Source organism: Sphingobium sp. CFD-2 (assembly GCF_024611135.1).
In the GTDB taxonomy this organism is placed as follows: domain Bacteria; phylum Pseudomonadota; class Alphaproteobacteria; order Sphingomonadales; family Sphingomonadaceae; genus Sphingobium; species Sphingobium fuliginis.
This window is the reverse complement of record NZ_CP084405.1, coordinates 3,224,468-3,242,248: the sequence shown is the minus strand read 5'-3', so window position 1 is coordinate 3,242,248 and position 17,781 is coordinate 3,224,468. Positions and strand designations below refer to the sequence as shown.

Here is a 17,781-nt window from a genome sequence, read left to right as displayed (position 1 = left end):
AATGCCGCAGCCGTCCCCCTATTCACCGGAGTCCCGTCGCCAGCGGCTCACCGAAGAAGCCCGCACCAAGTTCCATCGCCAGATCGCACGGGTGCGCCCCGGCAGCCATGCCTTCGAAATCGCGAAGCGGGTGGCGGTCGGCACCTATAGCGACGGTTTCATCCATGCGGGGAACCTTGCCTATCTCTCGCTGATGACTTTGTTCCCTTTCTTCATCGTGGCGGCGGCGGTGGCGAGCATCTTCGGCCGGTCGCAGGACGGGCTGGCGGCGGTCGGCGCCTTTCTGGAAACGGTGCCGCCCGGCGTCGCGGAGGTGGTGCGCCAGCCGATCGTCGATGTGCTCAACGCCCGCACGGGGCCGCTGCTCTGGCTGGGCGGACTGGTCGGGCTGTGGACCGTCGGCAGCCTCATAGAGACGATCCGCGACATATTGCGCCGCGCCTATGGCACCAGGAGCACGCGCCCCTTCTGGCATTATCGCCTGACCGCCATCGGCATCACCCTGGTCAGCGTGTTCGCGGTGATGTTCGCCTTCTCCATGCAGGTGATCATCACCGGCATCGACCAGTTCCTGCACCAGATCCTGCCCTTTGCCGACCAGGCGATACAGATCGTCGGCCTGACCAAGCTGGCGCCCATGGCGATCCTGTGCGTCGCGCTCTATTATCTCTATGTTTCCCTGACCCCCAGCCTGTACAAGGATCCGCGCTTCCCGAAATGGCCCGGCGCCATCGCCACGGCGCTCTGGTGGTACGGCGTCACCCTGCTGCTGCCGGTCACGCTTTCCATGCTCGGCGGCTATGACATGACCTATGGCAGCCTGGCCGGCGTGATGATCACGCTCATTTTCTTCTTCCTTGTCGGGCTTGGCGTGGTAATTGGCGCGGAATTGAATGCGGCGCTGGCGGAGTTCCCGGAAGAGGAAGCCGCCACCGCCGCGCAGGTCGACAAAGGGAATGGGACGACGAAATGACAGGCTTGATGGCGGGAAAACGCGGTCTGATCATGGGACTGGCAAACGACAAGTCGTTGGCCTGGGGCATATCGAAGGCGCTGCACGCCCAGGGGGCGGAACTGGCCTTCTCCTATCAGGGCGACGCGCTGGCCAAGCGGGTCAGGCCGCTGGCGGAGGAACTGGGTTCCGACTTCCTGATCGACTGCGACGTGTCGGACATGGAAAAGCTCGACGCCGCCTTCGAAGAAGTCAGGGCGAAGTGGGGCAAGCTGGATTTCGTGGTCCATGCCATCGGTTTTTCCGACAAGAATGAGCTGCGCGGCAAATATGTCGACACCAGCCTGGAGAATTTCCTGCTGACGATGAACATCTCCGCGTACAGCTTCGTCGCCGTCGCCAAGCGCGCGCGGGCGCTGATGGCGGAGGGCGGCAGCCTGCTGACGCTCAGCTATTATGGCGCGGAAAAGGTCATCCCGCATTATAACGTCATGGGCGTGGCCAAGGCGGCGCTGGAAACCAGCGTCAAATATCTGGCGATGGACCTGGGCCCGGAAAATATCCGGGTCAACGCCATCTCCGCCGGACCGATCAAGACGCTGGCGGCGAGCGGCATCGGCGATTTCCGCTACATCATGAAGTGGAACGAGCTGAACAGCCCGCTCCGCCGCAATGTGACGATAGAGGATGTGGGCGGCGCCGGCCTCTATCTCCTCTCCGACCTAGCGGCGGGCGTGACCGGCGAAGTCCATCATGTCGACGCGGGCTACAATGTCATCGGCATGAAGGCCGAGGACGCCCCCGACATCGCGCTGGACAAGTAACAAAACCCTCTCCCGCCGGGAGAGGGAGGGCCCCGGCGCGAAGCGCTGGGAGGGTGAGGGCGAACCACCTCACCCAAAGGGCAGGGATCATGAGCTTCAACACATTTGGCCGCGTCTTCCGCTTCTCGACCTGGGGCGAGTCCCATGGTCTCGCCATCGGCGCGATGGTCGACGGCTGCCCTCCGGGCCTGTCGCTCAGCGAAGCCGACATCCAGCCCTTCCTCGACAAGCGCAGGCCCGGCACCTCAAAATTCACCACCCAACGCCGCGAGCCGGATGAGGTGCGCATCCTCTCCGGCGTGTTCGAAGGGCGGACCACCGGCACCCCGATCAGCCTGATGATCGAGAATACCGACCAGCGTTCCAAGGATTATGGCGAGGTCGCCAAGGCCTATCGCCCCGGCCATGCCGACTATGCCTATGACGCCAAATATGGCTTCCGCGACTATCGCGGCGGCGGGCGATCCTCGGCACGGGAAACCGCCAGCCGCGTGGCGGCCGGCGCGGTGGCGCGGCTCGTCATCCCCGATGTCGACATCTTCGCCTATGTCAGCGAAATCGGCGGCGACGCCATCGATCCGGCCCGTTTCGACGCGAGCGAGATCGACAGCAACCCCTTTTTCTGCCCCGACCCGGAAGCGGCGAAGCGTTGGGAGAAACTGGTCGATGACGCCCGCAAGGACGGCTCGTCGCTCGGCGCGGTGGTCGAATGCGTCGCCAGCGGGGTTCCGGCGGGCTGGGGCGCGCCGCTCTATGCCAAGCTGGACAGCGAACTGGCCGCCGCGATGATGAGCATCAACGCGGTCAAGGGCGTGGAGATCGGTGACGGCTTCGCCGCCGCCCGCCTGCGCGGCGAACAGAATGCCGATCCGATGCGGCCCAATATGGACGGGGGCAATGACGGCAACCCCGTCTTCCTCGCCAACCATGCGGGCGGCATTGCGGGCGGCATCTCCACCGGGCAGCCGGTCAAGGTCCGCATCGCCTTCAAGCCGACCAGCTCGATCCTGATCCCGGTCGAAACCATCACCCGCGAAGGCGTGGCGTCGGAGATCATCACCAAGGGCCGCCACGACCCCTGCGTCGGCATTCGCGGCGTGCCGGTGGTGGAAGCGATGATGGCGCTGGTGCTGGCGGACCAGAAGCTGCTCCAACGCGCGCAATGCGGTGAAGGCTGAGTCAGGCGTCGCCCTGCTCCTGCAAGGGCAGGAGCCCGCAGGAGAACCGCGTTCACCGCCGCAATATAACGCGCCGAATCGAGCCATTCTTTCGATAAAGGCAGGATTTGCGCGAGACGACTCAGCCAATCTGCGGTAACATCATCGTCACAGATCGCCCGCGGGAGGGCGAGCGGCAGTGCGTAAGCCTGGGGAGCGTCACCATGGTTTCCATGGATTGACGGTCAAAACGTCCCCTTCAGCCGCGAACACGGGCCAGCCATGCAACCATGGCTGGCCCATTTCGTTCAGGCAGGACGCGAAAACGCGATCCGGGGCACAAGACGCATGCATTTCATCACCGCGCTGATCGGCATCTATCGCGCGGAAATCGGACTTCTCATCCTCGTCCTGATGTTCGTCGCCTTCGTGCGCGAACGCTATTCGCCCACGGTCGTCTCCGTGGTCGGCGCGTGCGCCTTCGCGGTGCTGGGCCTGCTCGACGAAAAGGACCTGTTCTCCGTCTTCTCCAACAGTGCGCCGCTGACGGTGGGCGCGATGTTCGTGCTTTCCGGCGCGCTGATCCGCACGGGGACGATCAATCGCGTTGCCGATCTGGTCATGGCCCGCGCCCAGCGCCATCCGCGCCTGGCGCTGGCCGAAGTCACGCTCGGCACGGTCATCCTCTCGGCTTTCCTCAACAACACGCCCGTGGTGGTGCTGCTGATCCCGATCATGTTCAAGCTGGCGCAGGCGACCGGCTATCCGGTGAAGAAGCTGCTGATCCCGATGAACGCCGTTGCCGTGATGGGCGGTTGCGTGACGCTGATCGGCACATCGACCAACCTGATCGTCGCGGGCATCGCCGCCGATCAGGGCATGGCGCCCTTCGGCATATTCGACATCACGCCCTATGGGTTGGCGGGGGTCTTGGCCGGCGTCGCCGCGCTGGCCGGCCTGTCCTTCCTGCTTCCCGGCGATCCGCCCTCCATCGCGGGGGAGGATGGCGGCAATGTGCAGGATTATCTGACCGAACTCACCCTGTCGCGCGACAGCGACCTCATCGGCCGCACGGTCGGCTCCCTGTCGATCATCGGCCGCTCCGCCAGCCTGCTCGGCCTCAAGAGGGCGGGGGAGATACGGCGCCGGGGGATAGAGGAAGAGGAACTGCACGCCGGCGACCGCCTGCTGGTCCATGCCGACGGCGCGACGATCATGACCCTGCGCGAATCCGGCGATTTCGAAATCGGGCTGGCCGCGGCGTCGGAGACTCCGGGCAGCGGCACCGTCATCGAAGCGATGATCGCGCCCAGCCATCCGTCCATCGGGGAACGGCTGATCGACATTCCCTTCCTGCACGCGCTGCGGGTGCGGATCATCGGCGTCCACCGGGCGCGTCACCTGCCGGGTCCGGACCTCAGCGAAACCCGCGTGCGCGGCGCCGACCGCCTGCTGATCGCGGGCAGCGACGACAGCATCCGTTCGCTCAAGGACAATGCCCATCTGATCGGCGTCGACATCAGCCGCGCCCGCGCCTTCCGCCCGCGAAAGGCATGGATCGCCATTCTTGCCCTGACGGCGGTGGTGCTGCTCTCGACCGTCGATCTCATCGGCATCGGCCTTGCCGCCTTCATCGCCGTGGGCGTGATCCTCGTCACCCGCTGCATCGACCCGGAGGAAGCCTGGGCCGCCATCGACGGCGACGTGCTGATCCTGATCTTCGCCATGCTCGCGGTCGGGCTGGCGCTCGAACAGGCGGGCAGCGTCGCGCTGATGGTCGGCTGGATCGAGCCGCTGCTCGCCGCCGCTCCGGCATGGACGCTGGTGTTCCTCATCTATTTCTTCGCGCTTCTGCTGTCGGAACTGCTCAGCAACAATGCGGTCGCGGCGCTGCTCACGCCGCTCACCATCGCGCTCGCGCATCAACTCGGCGCCGATCCGCGTCCGCTGGTGATCGCGCTGATGATCGGCGCGTCGGCCTGCTTCGCCACGCCGATCGGTTATCAGACCAACGCCCTTGTCCATGCGGCCGGCGACTATCGCTTTTCCGATTTCGTGCGCATCGGGATTCCGCTCAACCTGATCGTCGGGCTGGCGGTCTGCACCACGCTCACCCTCCTGGCTTGAGGAGCGGGCCGGGCCTGAGGAGCCGGGCCACGCCAAGCCATTTTCGGCGGACCGGCCCTGTCCCCGCACCGAACGCATCGTCATGATGGCCCGAAACCAAAGGATTGCCCGTGACCAGCCTGCCCATCATTCAGGTCGACGCCTTCGCCGACGCTCCCTTCACCGGCAATCCGGCCGCGGTCATGCCGCTTGGCCGATGGCTGGACGATTCGACGCTTCAGGCGATAGCGGCGGAAAATAATCTGTCCGAAACCGCCTTCACCGTGCCCACCCCCGACGATCCGGAGGCGGACTATGCGCTGCGCAGGTTCACGCCCGCCGTGGAGGTCAAGCTCTGCGGCCACGCCACGCTGGCGAGCGGCCATGTGCTGATGGGCGGGCGTACCGCCGTCCGCTTCCGCACGCGGGAAGCGGGCATCCTGACCGTGTCGCGGGACCGCGACGGCTATGGCCTCTCGCTCCCGGCCTGGCCGACCGCGCCCAGCCCGCTGCCGGAGCTGGCGGCGGCGATGGGCGGGGACGTCCTCGAAACCCAGTGGCGCGAGGGCGGCTTCGCGATCTTCGTCTATCGCGATGCCGCCGCGATCCATGCGCTGGAACCGGACTTCGCGACGCTGAAGAAGGCAGGGCCGCTGCTGCTCATCGCCACCGCACCCGGCGAGGACAGCGACATGGTGAGCCGCGTCTTCGTTCCCGGCGCGGGCATAGACGAAGACCCGGTGACTGGCTCCGCCCATTGCCTGCTCACGCCCTATTGGGCGAAGCGGCTGGACAAGATCAGGCTGACGGCATTTCAGGCATCGCAGCGCGGCGGGCGCTTAACGTGCCGGCTTTCTGGCGACCGGGTGATCCTGACGGGCGCCTGCCGCACGGTGATCGAAGGCAATTTCCTGCTTTGAGAGGTGGCGATGGCTGAGGCCGTCCGGCCAATTCCAGCCAACCGGCGACCCTGCGCAAAGAAAATAAAGGTCAGTTCACCGCGAATAAAGCCCGACGAGCTTCGCCAGCCCCGTCTTCAGCGCATCGCGCTCCGCCTTCGTGGGCGACATGCCCAGCCGCACGACCGTCAAGCGCTGCGAAGGCGAAACCAGTATATATTGCCCTCCATGCCCGACGCAGCCGAACAGGCTGCGCGGCGCCTGCCCCGGCATCAGCGCGCTGTCCTCGCTGTCCCGGTTCAGCCACAGATGCGCGCCATAGGCGGCATTGCGGGGCGAGGGCGCGCGCATATAGTCGATCCACTTTTCCGGCACGATCTGATGCCCCGCCACGCCGCGCCCGTGATTGCGCAGCAATTCCCCGAAGCGGGCATAATCCCGCGCCGTCATATGCATGAAGCTGCCGCCGATCATCGTCCCGGCCGCATCATATTCCACCGCGAGGCTGTCGAGGCGCGCCGGAATCTTCAGCCGCCCGTCGATGAACATCTGCATCGCCCGCCGCCGCACGTCGGGATCGGTGCTGTTGGTCAGCATCCGCGCCATCAGGTCGGCCAGGATGACGCTGTTGCCGGTCGAATAGGAAAAGGCGGTCCCAGGCGCATGGGCAAGCGGCTTGGCCTCCGCAAAGGCGCCCATGTCCTGCGCTCCGTCGGTGAACAGCATCCTTATCGTGTCGGCCTCCGCCAGCGGTTCCCTGTCCTCGACATGATCGAGGCCCGACGTCATGGCCAGCAACTGCCGCAGGGTGATGCGCCCTCGCGGATCGCCCGGCTGTCCCCAGGCCGCGACCGGCACCGGCGAATCGAGCGCCAGCCGCCCGTCCGACACCATCAGCCCGATCAGCACCGCCGTCACGCTCTTGGCCGTGGACCAGGACGGCAGCTTCGTCCGCGGCCCATAGCCCGGCGCGTAGCGCTCCGCCACGATCTCGCCATCGTGCATGACGACCAGCGCCCGGGTCTCGCCCACCGCATCCTCGAACAAAGGATCGATGGCCGCGCGCAGGGCGGCGGCGTCCGCGTCCGAATCGCCTGCGACATGGTAGACCGGCTCCGGCCCGGCGGCGCGCACCGTCCACAACCCGGCCACGGCCAGAATCGCCAAAATCCCGCCCGGCATGCCAAGGCGCTTTACGCTGTTCCGCTCAAGCCTCATAAGCCGCGGCCTTAGCATGGAGCGCGGGAAAGGGGAGCATGTCCGGTCGCCGGAAATGGATTTATGGGGTTTTGGCGGTGGCCCTGCTGCCGCTGGCGCTGCTGGCGTGGAACTGGAGCGCCCTTCGCGCCCATGCCCAGGTCGGCGCGGGCTTCGGCGCGCGCGTCACCTGCTCCTGCCGCTATGTGGAAGGCCGGTCGATGGAAAGCTGTCATGGCGACAAGGAACCCGGCATGTGGGCCGTGTCGCTGAAGGACATGCCCGAATCGCAATCGGTCAACGCTGCGGTTCCGCTGCTCGCTTCGCGCACGGCGCGCTATCGCAAGGGCTGGGGCTGCCTGCTGGAGCCTTGAGCTATCCCGGCTTTCGCTGGGATGACCATGTGGGAAGCTGGCCCCAATCCCCTCAAAGCGCTACAGCCCCTTCCCATGCGTCCCGACATCCCGACCCTCCTCCACGATGTTTTCGGCTTTCCCGGTTTCAGGGGCGTGCAGGAACAGGTGGTCAGCCGCATCATGGCGGGGCAGGCGACGCTGGCGATCATGCCGACCGGCGCGGGCAAGTCTCTCTGCTACCAGCTTCCCGCCGTCGCGCTCGAAGGCTGCTGCGTCGTCATATCGCCGCTGATCGCGTTGATGCACGACCAGCTTCGCGCCGCGCAGGCGGTCGGCATCCGCGCCGCCAGCCTCACCAGCGTCGATGCCGACTGGCGCGAGACGCAGGACCGGCTGCGCAATGGCGATCTCGACCTGCTCTATGTCGCGCCCGAACGCGCCAGCGGGGAGGGGTTCCGCAACCTCCTGCGCGCCGCGAAGATCGCCCTCTTCGCGATAGACGAAGCCCATTGCGTCTCCGAATGGGGCCATGATTTCCGCCCGGACTATCGCCTGCTGCGCCCGCTGCTCGATGAATTTCCGGACGTTCCCCGTCTCGCGCTGACCGCGACCGCCGACCACCACACCCGCGACGACATCCTCGTCCAGCTTGGCATTCCCCGCGAAGGCCTGATCATCGCGGGCTTCGACCGTCCGAACATCCGCTACGCCGTCCATCCCCGCGATGGCCTGCCCCGCCAGCTTTCCGATCTGATCGCCGGCCAGACCGGCCCCGGCATCGTCTACGCCCCCACCCGCGCCGCGACCGAGAAGCTGGCCGAAACCCTCAGCAAGACCGGCCGCCCGACCCGCGCCTATCATGCCGGGCTCGACCCGCAGGTCCGCGCCGCCAACCAGGCCGCCTTCATCGCCAGCGAGGACATGGTGATGGTCGCGACCATCGCCTTCGGCATGGGCATCGACAAGCCCGACGTCCGCTTCGTCGCCCATGCGGCGCTGCCCAAGTCGATCGAGGGCTATTATCAGGAATCCGGCCGCGCAGGCCGCGACGGAGAACCCGCCGAAGCGCATCTTTTCTGGGGCGCCGACGATTTCGCCCGCGCCCGGCAGCGCATCGGCGAGCTCGATCCCCTGCGCCAGCAGGGCGAGCGCGCCCGCATCACGGCGCTGGGCGGGCTGGTCGAAACCGGCACCTGCCGCCGCGCCATATTGCTCCGCCATTTCGGGGAAAATCCCCCGCCGGGCTGCGGCAATTGCGACAATTGCCTCAATCCGCCGCCCAGCATCGACGCGACCCAGACGGCGCGCAAATTCCTGTCCGCCGTCTATCGCACCGGCCAGAGCTTCGGCGTCGGCCATATCGAGCAGGTGCTGACCGGCGCCGTCACCGACAAGATCCGCGAGCGCGGCCATGACAGGATTTCGGTCTACGGCATCGTCGACGGAGAGGAGACGGCGCTGCTGCGCCCCGTCTCCCGCGCCCTGCTGGTGCGCGACGCGCTCCAGACCAACGAGCATGGCGGGCTGGAATTCGGCCCCAATGCCCGCCCGATCCTACGCGGGGAGGAGGAGGTCAGCCTGGTCCTCCCGCCCCGCAAGGAACGCCGCCGCAAGAGCGCCCGCAACGGCAGCGCGGAAAATCCGGTGGGCGATCCGCTGTTCGACGCCCTGCGCGCCTGCCGCCGCGCACTGGCGCAGGAGGCGGGCGTGCCGCCCTATGTGATCTTCCACGATTCGACCCTGCGCGAAATGGCGGAGCAGCGCCCGACGAGCCTCACGGAACTCGGCCACATCAGCGGCGTGGGACAGCGCAAGCTCGACGCCTATGGCGACGCCTTCCTCGCGGCGATCCGCCCTTATCTTTAGAACGGAAGAATTGACCTGCTCCTGCGGAGGAGCATGTTGCTCTGTGGCCTACCCTCTTGAATCCCGCCGCCCACAAGCGCAAGGAGACCCGAAAAGGAGTCCCGCCCATGTTCCGCCAGCTCACCAAAAGCCTCTACGTCTCTCCGCAGATCAGCGTCGATCAGGTGGCGGAAGCCAAGGCGCTGGGCGTGACGGTGATCATCAACAACCGCCCCGACGACGAAGAGCCGGGCCAGACCAACGGCGCGGAGATCGAGGCCGCAGCCAGGGCCGCCGGCATCGCCTATGCCGCCGTCCCCGTGGCCCATGGCGGCTTCGCGCCCTGGCAGCTCGACGGCATGGCCGCCGCGCTGGAGCAGGCGGGCGAGGGCAAGATACTCGCCTATTGCCGCTCCGGCACGCGCAGCACCTTGCTCTGGGCGCTGACCCGCGCCCGCGCGGGCGACCATCCGGCGGCGCTGACCGAGCAGGCCGCCTCCGCCGGCTATGACGTCACGCCCGTCCGCCAGATCATGGACGCGCTCGCCGCCGGTTGATGGCTTCCCCAGCGGAAACCTATGACGCCGTCGTCCTGGGCGCTGGCGGCGCTGGCCTGATGTGCGCGGCCGTGGCGGGCCAGCGGGGCAGGCGCGTCCTCGTCATCGACCATGCTGATCAGGCAGGGAAGAAAATCCTGATTTCCGGCGGCGGCCGCTGCAACTTCACCAATATCCACACCGCGCCCGACCGCTACCTGTCCGCCAACCCTCATTTCGCCAAATCGGCGCTGGGCCGCTACACGCCGCAGGATTTCCTCGGGCTTGTCGAACGCCACGGCATCGCCTGGCACGAAAAGACTCTGGGCCAGCTCTTCTGCGACCAGAGCGCGCGCCAGATCGTCGCCATGCTGCTGGCCGAATGCGAGGCGGGCGGCGTCACCATCCGGCTCGACCACGCCATCGCCGCCGTCACCCATGCCGATGGCCGGTACTGCGTCACCCATGGCGACAGGACCGCCACGGCCCCGGCGCTGGTCATCGCCACCGGCGGCCCCTCCATCCCCAAGATCGGCGCAACCGCCCTTGCCTATGACCTCGCCCGCCAGTTCGGGCTCAAGGTGGTGGAACCCCGACCGGCGCTGGTGCCCCTGACCCTCGGCGGCGAAGAGCTGCTCTTCCGCTCGCTCTCCGGCGTCTCGACCGAGGTCATCGCACGCCATGGCAAGACCGCCTTCCGCGAAGCCGCGCTGCTCACCCACCGGGGCCTGTCCGGCCCGGCGATCCTGCAGATTTCATCCTATTGGCGGCATGGCGACTCCATCGCTCTCGACCTCCTGCCCGACCAGCCGCAAGGCTGGCTGACGGAGGCGAAGCGCGGCAGGCCGCGCGCCACGCTGATGCAATGCCTGCGCGGCCACCTGCCCGACCGTCTGGCCGACGCCCTGGCGGAGCGGCTGGCGCTTCCCGGCGACCTGGGCAACGTCCCGGATCGCAAGCTGCAGGACGCCGAACGCCGCCTGTCGGCCTGGCCCTTCACGCCCAATGGCACCGAAGGCTTCGCCAAGGCGGAGGTCACCAGCGGCGGCATTTCGACCGCGGGATTGTCCTCGCAAACGATGGAGGCGCGCCACCTCCCCGGTCTCTATGCCATTGGCGAAGCGGTCGACGTCACCGGCTGGCTGGGCGGCTATAATTTCCAATGGGCCTGGGCGAGCGGCTGGGTAGCGGCCCAATATCTCTAGAGCGCGCTGCGTTAAATCAGGCGCAGGCCGCGCGCTCTAAGCTTTTGTTGTCGCATCGTTTAAGCGCAAAACCGGTTCCCACTTTTGCGCACGATGCTCTTAAAAAAGCAGCCCCGGCGCAAGGGAACGCCGGGGCCACAAAGAGGGATGTCCCGGCGGGAGGGGGGAGAAGGCCGGGACAAGAGGGAAATAGGAAGAGCTATTTCAGTTTCAAGATGCTACGGAGAATTTTCTTGGGGCTGGTGCGTCTACTTCGCGCCTGGCGATGGCTGATAGGGAACAGTCGCCATTCAAACCCCATCATGAGGATGGAGCCAGCGCCGGTCATCCCCGCCTTGGCTTCAACATCGACTGAGCGTCAGGATATCTCCCTATGCATTTCCGCCGGAGCCGACCCGAACGCCATCAGAGCCGCATTGATCATCTGCCGGTGGGCGTCGCTTCCCCTTGCCACATCCCGCCAATCCTGCCCGGTCATCGATCCATGACTGTCCTGCCAGATTTTGGAGGCGACCGAGTCCACTTCATCGGCGGTGGGCCTTCGCTGTTCAGCGAAACATTCCATCAAGAGGGCGTGAAAAACCTTTCCCGCAAACGGCTTTGCAACCGGCATAAGGCCTCCTCTCCGACAGTATTTTATAGATTTCCGTAAGGGAAATTGAATGGCCGCCCGAGTCGAGTCAAGCCGTGCCGATCTGCCATCGTGGTGAATTTCCGCCTTAACCCGGCGGTTTTGCTGCTCTAACTCTTAAGGATTATCTCTTCGGCAAGGGAGTCTGCGAGGGTTATCCGCACTCCACCGTCACATGCTCCATGCGCGGCAGGGCGCGGACCTGGCGGCGCACGGCGGCGACATCGGCGCCGGGGGCCAGGCTGACGATCGCGGCATGGGCATGCGGCCCGATGCGCCAGACATGCAGGTCGCGGATGGTCGCCCCTTCCGTCTCGGCCAGCGCCTTGATCCGCGCCATCAGAGCCGGTTCGGCCGTGTCGAGCAGGATCGCGGCGGTATCCTTCATCAGCCCCCAGGCCCAGCGCGCGATCACCACCGCGCCCAGCAGGCCGACGGCGGGGTCCAGCCACCACCAGCCCATATAGCGCCCCGCCAGCAACGCCATGATCGCCAGCACCGACGTCAGCGCGTCGGTCAGCACATGCACATAGGCGGCGCGCAGATTATTGTCGGCATGGCCATGCCTGTGATCATGATCATGCCCGTGATCATGGCTATGGTCATGTCCCAACAGCAGGGCGCTGATCAGGTTGATGACCAGGCCGATCACCGCGACCAGCGTCGCTTCGCCAAAGGCCACCTTCACCGGTTCGAAGAAGCGCATCACGGACTCGACGGCGATGAACAGGGCGGTGAAGGCCAGGATCAGCGCGGAGGCGAAGCCGGACAGGTCGCCCACCTTGCCTGTCCCGAACGTATAGCGCGGGTTGCGCGCATGCCGCCGGGCATAGCCATAGGCGGCCGCCGCCACCGCCAGCGCGCCGGCATGGGTCGCCATGTGGAAGCCGTCGGCCAGCAGCGCCATCGACCCGGTCAGCCAGCCGAAGACGATCTCGACCACCATGGTCGCCGCGGTCAGCCACACCACCCAGATCGTCTTGCGAGCATTCTCGTCATGTCCGCGCGTCAGGTAGATATGGTCGAAATAATGGCTTTCCTCGCCATCATCCGCATTGGCCACCGGAATGCCATGCACATGATCATGGTCCTCAGGATGATGGTGGCCGCCATGGCCATGGTCGTCGTGCATGCTCATTTCCCGTAGCGCCGGATCAACGCCAGCATTTCCTCCGCCGCAGCCTCTCGCGCTGCGTCGCTGATGCCCGGCCGGGCGACATGTTCGCGCATATGCTGCTCGATCAATTCTTCCATCAGGCTGCCGACCGCACCCCGCACGGAGGCGACGAGTTGCAACGTTTCCGAACAACCCGCGTCGCCCGACAATTGCCGCTCGACGGCGCCGATCTGCCCCGCGATGCGCCGCACCCGCGCCAGCAGCTTGTCCCGATCCGCCACGATATGCATAGGGTACCCCCCTATACTATGCCGGTCTGAAAATCAATCCGTGCATTTCCCCGCACAGCCCCTAACAAGGGTGCGATGGCGACCATGACCGATTGCGACGTGGCGATAGTGGGCGGCGGCCTTGCCGGCAGCCTGACCGCGCTCGCCCTCGCGGCGCGCCACCCGCATGTCTCCCTGCGCCTGCTGGAAAGCGGCGACAGGCTGGGCGGCAATCATATCTGGTCCTTCTTCGACAGCGACGTTGACGCCGGGGACCGCTGGCTGGTCGAGCCCCTGATCGCCCATCGCTGGCCGGAGGGTTATGAGGTCCGCTTCCCCGGCCACTGCCGCCAACTTGCCGTGCCTTATAACAGCATCACCTCGGCGCGCCTCGACGCCCATGTCCGGGAGCGGCTTGGCGATGCCGTGCTGACCGGCGCGCAGGCCACCGGGCTGACGCCCACCAGCGTCACCCTGTCCGACGGCCGCGTCGTCCGCGCCAAGGCCGTGCTCGACGCCAGAGGGGGCGACGATCTTTCCGCCCTGCGCTGCGGCTGGCAGAAATTCGTCGGCCAGACCCTGCGCCTGCATGCTCCGCACGGCCTTTCCCGCCCAGTCATCATGGACGCCACCGTCGAGCAGATGGACGGCTATCGCTTCGTCTATCTGCTGCCCTGGGACGAGCGGACCGTCTTCGTCGAGGATACTTATTATAGCGACACGCCGGACCTGGACGCGCCTACGCTCAACGCCAGGATCGCCGCCTACGCACAGGCGCAGGGCTGGCGGGTCGAGGGGGTCGTTCATAGCGAGAGCGGCGTCCTTCCGGTCGTCCACGGCGGCGATTTCGACCGCTTCTGGCCGCAGGACGATCCGGTCGCGCGGCTGGGCGCAAGGGCGGCGCTATTCCAGCCCATGACCGGCTATTCCCTGCCCGATGCGGTGCGCTTCGCGCTGCGTCTGGCGAATGAATGGCCGGTGGAGGGGCAACTGCTCGCCCAGGCCACGCGCGGTTGGGCGCGGGACCATTGGCGGCGGGGCGCTTATTACCGGCTGCTCGGCCGCATGCTGTTCGACGCTGCCAGGCCGGACCAGCGCTGGCGCATCTTCGAACGTTTCTATCGGCTTGATCCCTCCCTTATCGGCCGCTTCTATGCGGGCCGCTCGACGCTCGGGGATCGCATCCGCATCTTGTGCGGGCGGCCCCCCGTGCCCATAAGGGACGCCATGCGCGCCCTGTTGAGCCCTCCCGCCTGATGAACCGGACCCGATGAACCGGAAAGCGATCGTCATCGGCGCGGGCTTCGGCGGCCTTGCGCTGGCCATCCGCCTGCAATCCGCCGGAATCGACACCACTCTGGTCGAGGCACGCGACCGGCCGGGGGGGCGCGCCTATATGTGGGAAAAGGACGGCTTCGTCTTCGACGCCGGGCCGACCGTCATCACCGATCCCGACTGCCTGGGCGAGTTGTGGCGCCTTTCGGGCCACGACATGGCGGAGGATGTCAGCCTCGTCCCCGTCTCCCCCTTCTACCGGCTCAACTGGCGCGACGGCACGAATTTCGACTATTCCAACGACGAAACCGCCCTCCGCGCCCAGATCGCCCGGCTCAATCCGGAGGATGTCGCGGGCTATGAAAGCTTCCTCGACTATGCCGACGGCGTTTATCAGGAGGGGTATAGAAAGCTCGGCTCGGTCGCCTTCCTCGACTTCGCCTCCATGGTCCGCGCCGCGCCCGCGCTGATGAAGCATCAGGCGTGGCGCTCCGTCTATTCCGTGGTTTCCTCCCATGTGAAGGATGAGAAGCTGCGGCAGGCGCTCTCCTTCCACACGTTGCTGGTCGGCGGCAATCCGATGCAGACCAGCTCGATCTACGCCCTGATCCACAAGCTGGAGAAGGATGGCGGCGTCTGGTTCGCCAAGGGCGGCACCAACCGCCTCGTCCAGGCGATGGCCACGCATTTCGAGCGGCTGGGCGGCACGCTGCGCCTCGCCGATCCGGTGGTGCAGATCGAAACCTATGGCGACCGCGCCGTTGCCGTGCGCACCGCTTCGGGCTGGCGGGGGGAGGCGGATGCCGTCGCCTCCAACGCCGACCTGATGCACAGCTATCGCGACCTGATCGGCCATCATCCCAGGGGCGAGAAACAGGCGGCGAAGCTTGCCCGCAAGCGCTGGTCGCCCAGCCTGTTCGTGCTGCATTTCGGCATCCGGGGAAGCTGGCCGGGCATCCCGCACCATATGATCCTGTTCGGCCCGCGCTATGAAGGGCTGCTGACCGACATCTATGATTATGGCGTGCTGCCGCAGGATTTTTCGCTCTACCTGCACCATCCGACCGTCACCGACCCCAGCATGGCGCCGGAGGGCCATTCGACCTTCTACGCGCTTGCCCCGGTGCCGCATCTGGGCAAGCTGCCTATCGATTGGGACCGTTTCGCGCCGGCCTATGCGGAACGTATCCTCGACGAGATCCAGCATCGCCTGATTCCGGACATCCGCTCGCGCATCGTGACGCGGTTCCATTATGCGCCGCCAGACTTCCGTCGCGACCTGTCGGCGCATCTGGGCAGCGCATTCAGCCTGGAGCCGCTGTTGACCCAGAGCGCCTGGTTCCGCGCGCATAATCGCGACGACGTCATTCCCAACCTCTATCTGGTAGGGGCGGGCACGCATCCGGGGGCGGGCATTCCCGGCGTGGTCGGCAGCGCCAAGGCGACGGCCGCATTGATGCTGGAAGACCTGGCCTGACACATGAAGGATTTATGAAGAGACTGGCTGTCTATTGCGGCTCGGCCACCCCGGCCGATCCCGCCTATGTCGAATCCGCCCGCCATGTCGGACGCATCCTCGCCGAACGGGGCATCGGCGTCGTCTATGGCGGTGGCCGGCTGGGACTGATGGGCGCGGTGGCCGATGCGGCGCTGGAAGCGGGTGGGGAGGTGATCGGCGTCATCCCCGAAGCGCTGGTCGGGGCCGAAGTCGCCCATCGCGGCTGCACGGAACTGCACGTCGTCCAGACCATGCACCAGCGCAAGCAGCTTTTCACCGACCTGTCCGACGGCTTCGTGACCTTGCCGGGCGGCGTCGGCACGATGGATGAATTGTGGGAAGCGATCAGTTGGGCGCAGCTCGGCTATCACCGCAAGCCGGTCGGCCTGCTCAATGTCGCGGGCTTCTATGACCAACTCATCGCCTTCAACCAGCATATGGTGGAGGCGGGCTTCATCCGCGCGCAGCACGCCAATATCCTGATCCATGCCAACGCGATCGAGGCATTGCTCGACAGGATGGCGGCCTATCAGCCACATGAAACCATCTTCGCGATGAAGGCGGATCGGCTGTGATCCCATAGCAGGACCCGTTCCGAGAAACGGGAAGCGCTGAGCCACGCTGCGGACAAGTTCGGAATGCCGGGAAATGGCCAATCCAAGACATTCCCCTCCCGTAAACGGGAGGGGTTAGGGGTGGGCGCGAGCGTAGCGAGCTTCCAGCTTAGCCGTTGAAAATTCACGCTGATGTCGCGCCAGCCCACCCCCTAGCCCCCTCCCGCAGGCGGGAGGGGGAATGTCCGCAATCCACCCAAATCACCCAATCCGGCGAGTCTTGAATTTGTCCACGCCGGATAGCCGTTTCTCAACTTCGCTCGAAATGAACGGAGGTCGGGTGACTTTGGCGCCTGCGCAGGGCATGTCCTGACCATGTCCTCCGAATTTCCTGACCGCCCCTCCCTCATCGCCCAGGCTCGCGACAGCATCGCCAGGGGTTCCAAATCCTTCGCGCTCGCTTCCAGACTCTTCGACCGTTCCACCCGCGAACGGGCATGGCTGCTCTACGCCTGGTGCCGCAAATGCGACGACATCGCGGACGGGCAGGACCATGGCGGCACGATGCGCGGCGTCGCGGACGGTCAGGCGCGCCTTTCCACCATCCGCGTGCTGACCGGTTCGGCGCTTCAGGGCGAACCCACCGGAGACCCGGCCTTCGACGGCTTCGGCCTCGTCATGCGCGAATGCGCGATTCCGGAGCGCTACGCTCATGACCTGATCGAAGGCTTCGCCCTCGACGCACGCGAATGGCGCCCCCGCAGCGAGACGGACATGCTGCGCTACTGCTACCATGTGGCAGGCACGGTCGGCTGCATGATGGCTATCCTGATGGGCGTCGATCCCGGCGACGAAGCCACGCTCGACCGCGCCTGCGACCTGGGCCTTGCCTTCCAGCTTGCCAATATCGCCCGCGACATCAGCGAGGATGAGGCCGCCGACCGCTGCTACCTGCCGGAGGAATGGCTGGTCGAAATGGACATCCCGCCGGGCGAGCATATGAAGCCGTGGGTCCGCCCGCGCCTCGCCATCCTTGCCCGTCGCATGGCCGGCATGGCCGCCGCCTATGAGGAAAGCGCCCGCCACGGCACCGGCGCCCTGCCGCCGCGATCCGCCTGGGCGGTCCTCGCCGCCGCCGGCATCTATGGCGACATCGCCCGAGAAGTGGCGCGCCGGGGCGACCATGCCTGGGACCATCGCGTCACCACGCCGAAAGGCGACAAGCTCCGCTGGGTCCTTCGCGCGGGCCTTCAGGTGCCGGGCCGCGCCCGCCGCTGGCCCGCCGGAACATCGCGGCCGGACACGCTCTGGACCCGCCCCCGGACCTGACAAAAAAAGGGACCGATACTTGCGCATCGGT

Annotated in this window: 17 protein-coding genes; 13 read left to right on the top strand and 4 right to left on the bottom strand. The window is 66.3% G+C overall.

Annotation, left to right across the window (positions count from 1 at the left end; translation table 11 throughout):
• Position 1 precedes the first annotated feature (1 nt).
• The 5 genes from LDB29_RS16020 (at position 2) to LDB29_RS16000 (ending at position 5,959) form a co-directional block, all read left to right on the top strand.
• Positions 2–973: a YihY/virulence factor BrkB family protein gene (locus tag LDB29_RS16020; RefSeq protein WP_025552147.1), complete on the top strand. Its 972-nt coding sequence runs from the start codon at positions 2–4 to the stop codon at positions 971–973.
• On the top strand, positions 970–1,776 hold the full coding sequence (fabI, locus tag LDB29_RS16015) for an enoyl-ACP reductase FabI (RefSeq protein ID WP_025552145.1): 807 nt from the start codon (positions 970–972) through the stop codon (positions 1,774–1,776). The genes LDB29_RS16020 and fabI overlap by 4 nt, the downstream gene beginning before the upstream one ends.
• 89 nt (positions 1,777–1,865) lie before the next feature.
• Positions 1,866–2,954 (top strand): chorismate synthase, encoded by a 1,089-nt coding sequence (gene aroC / locus LDB29_RS16010; RefSeq protein ID WP_025551876.1) that lies wholly within the window; start codon positions 1,866–1,868, stop codon positions 2,952–2,954.
• A gap of 327 nt (positions 2,955–3,281) precedes the next feature.
• Positions 3,282–5,060: an SLC13 family permease gene (locus LDB29_RS16005; protein ID WP_099187020.1), complete on the top strand. Its 1,779-nt coding sequence runs from the start codon at positions 3,282–3,284 to the stop codon at positions 5,058–5,060.
• A 110-nt stretch (positions 5,061–5,170) separates the two neighbouring features.
• Positions 5,171–5,959: a PhzF family phenazine biosynthesis protein gene (locus LDB29_RS16000; protein WP_257554800.1), complete on the top strand. Its 789-nt coding sequence runs from the start codon at positions 5,171–5,173 to the stop codon at positions 5,957–5,959.
• Positions 5,960–6,034: 75 nt separating this feature from the next.
• Here the strand turns inward: LDB29_RS16000 and LDB29_RS15995 are convergent, their stop codons facing one another.
• Positions 6,035–7,156, bottom strand: coding sequence for a serine hydrolase (locus LDB29_RS15995; protein WP_025551871.1), 1,122 nt, complete (start codon positions 7,154–7,156; stop codon positions 6,035–6,037).
• 38 nt (positions 7,157–7,194) lie between these two features.
• Here LDB29_RS15995 and LDB29_RS15990 point away from each other — a divergent pair, with 38 nt between their 5' ends.
• The 4 genes from LDB29_RS15990 to LDB29_RS15975 all read left to right on the top strand — a co-directional run bounded on the left by LDB29_RS15990 (position 7,195) and on the right by LDB29_RS15975 (position 11,077).
• On the top strand, positions 7,195–7,509 hold the full coding sequence (locus LDB29_RS15990; RefSeq protein WP_025551869.1) for a hypothetical protein: 315 nt from the start codon (positions 7,195–7,197) through the stop codon (positions 7,507–7,509).
• A 75-nt stretch (positions 7,510–7,584) separates the two neighbouring features.
• Positions 7,585–9,357 (top strand): DNA helicase RecQ, encoded by a 1,773-nt coding sequence (gene recQ, locus LDB29_RS15985; protein WP_025551867.1) that lies wholly within the window; start codon positions 7,585–7,587, stop codon positions 9,355–9,357.
• A 107-nt stretch (positions 9,358–9,464) separates the two neighbouring features.
• Positions 9,465–9,893, top strand: a complete 429-nt coding sequence (locus tag LDB29_RS15980; RefSeq protein WP_025551865.1) for a TIGR01244 family sulfur transferase — start codon at positions 9,465–9,467, stop codon at positions 9,891–9,893.
• Positions 9,893–11,077, top strand: coding sequence for an NAD(P)/FAD-dependent oxidoreductase (locus LDB29_RS15975; protein ID WP_025551864.1), 1,185 nt, complete (start codon positions 9,893–9,895; stop codon positions 11,075–11,077). Before LDB29_RS15980 ends, LDB29_RS15975 begins: the two co-directional genes overlap by 1 nt.
• A 358-nt stretch (positions 11,078–11,435) precedes the next feature.
• Here LDB29_RS15975 and LDB29_RS15970 read toward each other — a convergent pair whose 3' ends face one another.
• From LDB29_RS15970 to LDB29_RS15960, 3 genes are all read right to left on the bottom strand, one after another.
• Positions 11,436–11,690 (bottom strand): hypothetical protein, encoded by a 255-nt coding sequence (locus tag LDB29_RS15970; protein WP_044661247.1) that lies wholly within the window; start codon positions 11,688–11,690, stop codon positions 11,436–11,438.
• A gap of 172 nt (positions 11,691–11,862) precedes the next feature.
• Positions 11,863–12,846: a CDF family Co(II)/Ni(II) efflux transporter DmeF gene (gene dmeF / locus LDB29_RS15965; RefSeq protein WP_025552135.1), complete on the bottom strand. Its 984-nt coding sequence runs from the start codon at positions 12,844–12,846 to the stop codon at positions 11,863–11,865.
• The gene (locus LDB29_RS15960) at positions 12,843–13,115 is read right to left on the bottom strand and encodes a metal/formaldehyde-sensitive transcriptional repressor (protein WP_025552137.1); all 273 of its coding nucleotides are present in this window, start codon (positions 13,113–13,115) and stop codon (positions 12,843–12,845) included. The genes dmeF and LDB29_RS15960 overlap by 4 nt, the downstream gene beginning before the upstream one ends.
• Before the next feature lie 75 nt (positions 13,116–13,190).
• Here LDB29_RS15960 and crtY point away from each other — a divergent pair, with 75 nt between their 5' ends.
• The 4 genes from crtY to LDB29_RS15940 all read left to right on the top strand — a co-directional run bounded on the left by crtY (position 13,191) and on the right by LDB29_RS15940 (position 17,750).
• Entirely contained in the window at positions 13,191–14,351 is a 1,161-nt protein-coding gene (gene crtY, locus LDB29_RS15955; RefSeq protein ID WP_025552138.1) for a lycopene beta-cyclase CrtY, read from the top strand.
• 13 nt (positions 14,352–14,364) lie between these two features.
• A complete protein-coding gene (locus tag LDB29_RS15950; RefSeq protein ID WP_025552140.1) occupies positions 14,365–15,846 on the top strand; it encodes a phytoene desaturase in 1,482 nt (493 codons plus the stop codon).
• A 14-nt stretch (positions 15,847–15,860) separates the two neighbouring features.
• On the top strand, positions 15,861–16,442 hold the full coding sequence (locus tag LDB29_RS15945) for a TIGR00730 family Rossman fold protein (protein ID WP_025552142.1): 582 nt from the start codon (positions 15,861–15,863) through the stop codon (positions 16,440–16,442).
• Between the two features lie 354 nt (positions 16,443–16,796).
• On the top strand, positions 16,797–17,750 hold the full coding sequence (locus LDB29_RS15940; protein ID WP_025549957.1) for a phytoene/squalene synthase family protein: 954 nt from the start codon (positions 16,797–16,799) through the stop codon (positions 17,748–17,750).
• The last annotated feature ends 31 nt before the right edge of the window (positions 17,751–17,781 follow it).

Excerpts from the sequence above, each read along its gene's own strand:
- LDB29_RS16020 (WP_025552147.1), top strand. The coding sequence starts at position 2 with ATGCCGCAGCCGTCCCCCTATTCACCGGAGTCCCGTCGCCAGCGGCTC.
- crtY (WP_025552138.1), top strand. The coding sequence starts at position 13,191 with ATGGCGACCATGACCGATTGCGACGTGGCGATAGTGGGCGGCGGCCTT.
- fabI (WP_025552145.1), top strand. The coding sequence starts at position 970 with ATGACAGGCTTGATGGCGGGAAAACGCGGTCTGATCATGGGACTGGCA.
- LDB29_RS16005 (WP_099187020.1), top strand. The coding sequence starts at position 3,282 with ATGCATTTCATCACCGCGCTGATCGGCATCTATCGCGCGGAAATCGGA.
- LDB29_RS15945 (WP_025552142.1), top strand. The coding sequence starts at position 15,861 with ATGAAGAGACTGGCTGTCTATTGCGGCTCGGCCACCCCGGCCGATCCC.
- recQ (WP_025551867.1), top strand. The coding sequence starts at position 7,585 with ATGCGTCCCGACATCCCGACCCTCCTCCACGATGTTTTCGGCTTTCCC.
- LDB29_RS15980 (WP_025551865.1), top strand. The coding sequence starts at position 9,465 with ATGTTCCGCCAGCTCACCAAAAGCCTCTACGTCTCTCCGCAGATCAGC.
- LDB29_RS15975 (WP_025551864.1), top strand. The coding sequence starts at position 9,893 with ATGGCTTCCCCAGCGGAAACCTATGACGCCGTCGTCCTGGGCGCTGGC.
- dmeF (WP_025552135.1), bottom strand. The coding sequence starts at position 12,846 with ATGAGCATGCACGACGACCATGGCCATGGCGGCCACCATCATCCTGAG.
- LDB29_RS15940 (WP_025549957.1), top strand. The coding sequence starts at position 16,797 with ATGTCCTCCGAATTTCCTGACCGCCCCTCCCTCATCGCCCAGGCTCGC.
- LDB29_RS15990 (WP_025551869.1), top strand. The coding sequence starts at position 7,195 with ATGTCCGGTCGCCGGAAATGGATTTATGGGGTTTTGGCGGTGGCCCTG.
- LDB29_RS15960 (WP_025552137.1), bottom strand. The coding sequence starts at position 13,115 with ATGCATATCGTGGCGGATCGGGACAAGCTGCTGGCGCGGGTGCGGCGC.
- LDB29_RS15995 (WP_025551871.1), bottom strand. The coding sequence starts at position 7,156 with ATGAGGCTTGAGCGGAACAGCGTAAAGCGCCTTGGCATGCCGGGCGGG.
- aroC (WP_025551876.1), top strand. The coding sequence starts at position 1,866 with ATGAGCTTCAACACATTTGGCCGCGTCTTCCGCTTCTCGACCTGGGGC.
- LDB29_RS15970 (WP_044661247.1), bottom strand. The coding sequence starts at position 11,690 with ATGCCGGTTGCAAAGCCGTTTGCGGGAAAGGTTTTTCACGCCCTCTTG.
- LDB29_RS15950 (WP_025552140.1), top strand. The coding sequence starts at position 14,365 with ATGAACCGGAAAGCGATCGTCATCGGCGCGGGCTTCGGCGGCCTTGCG.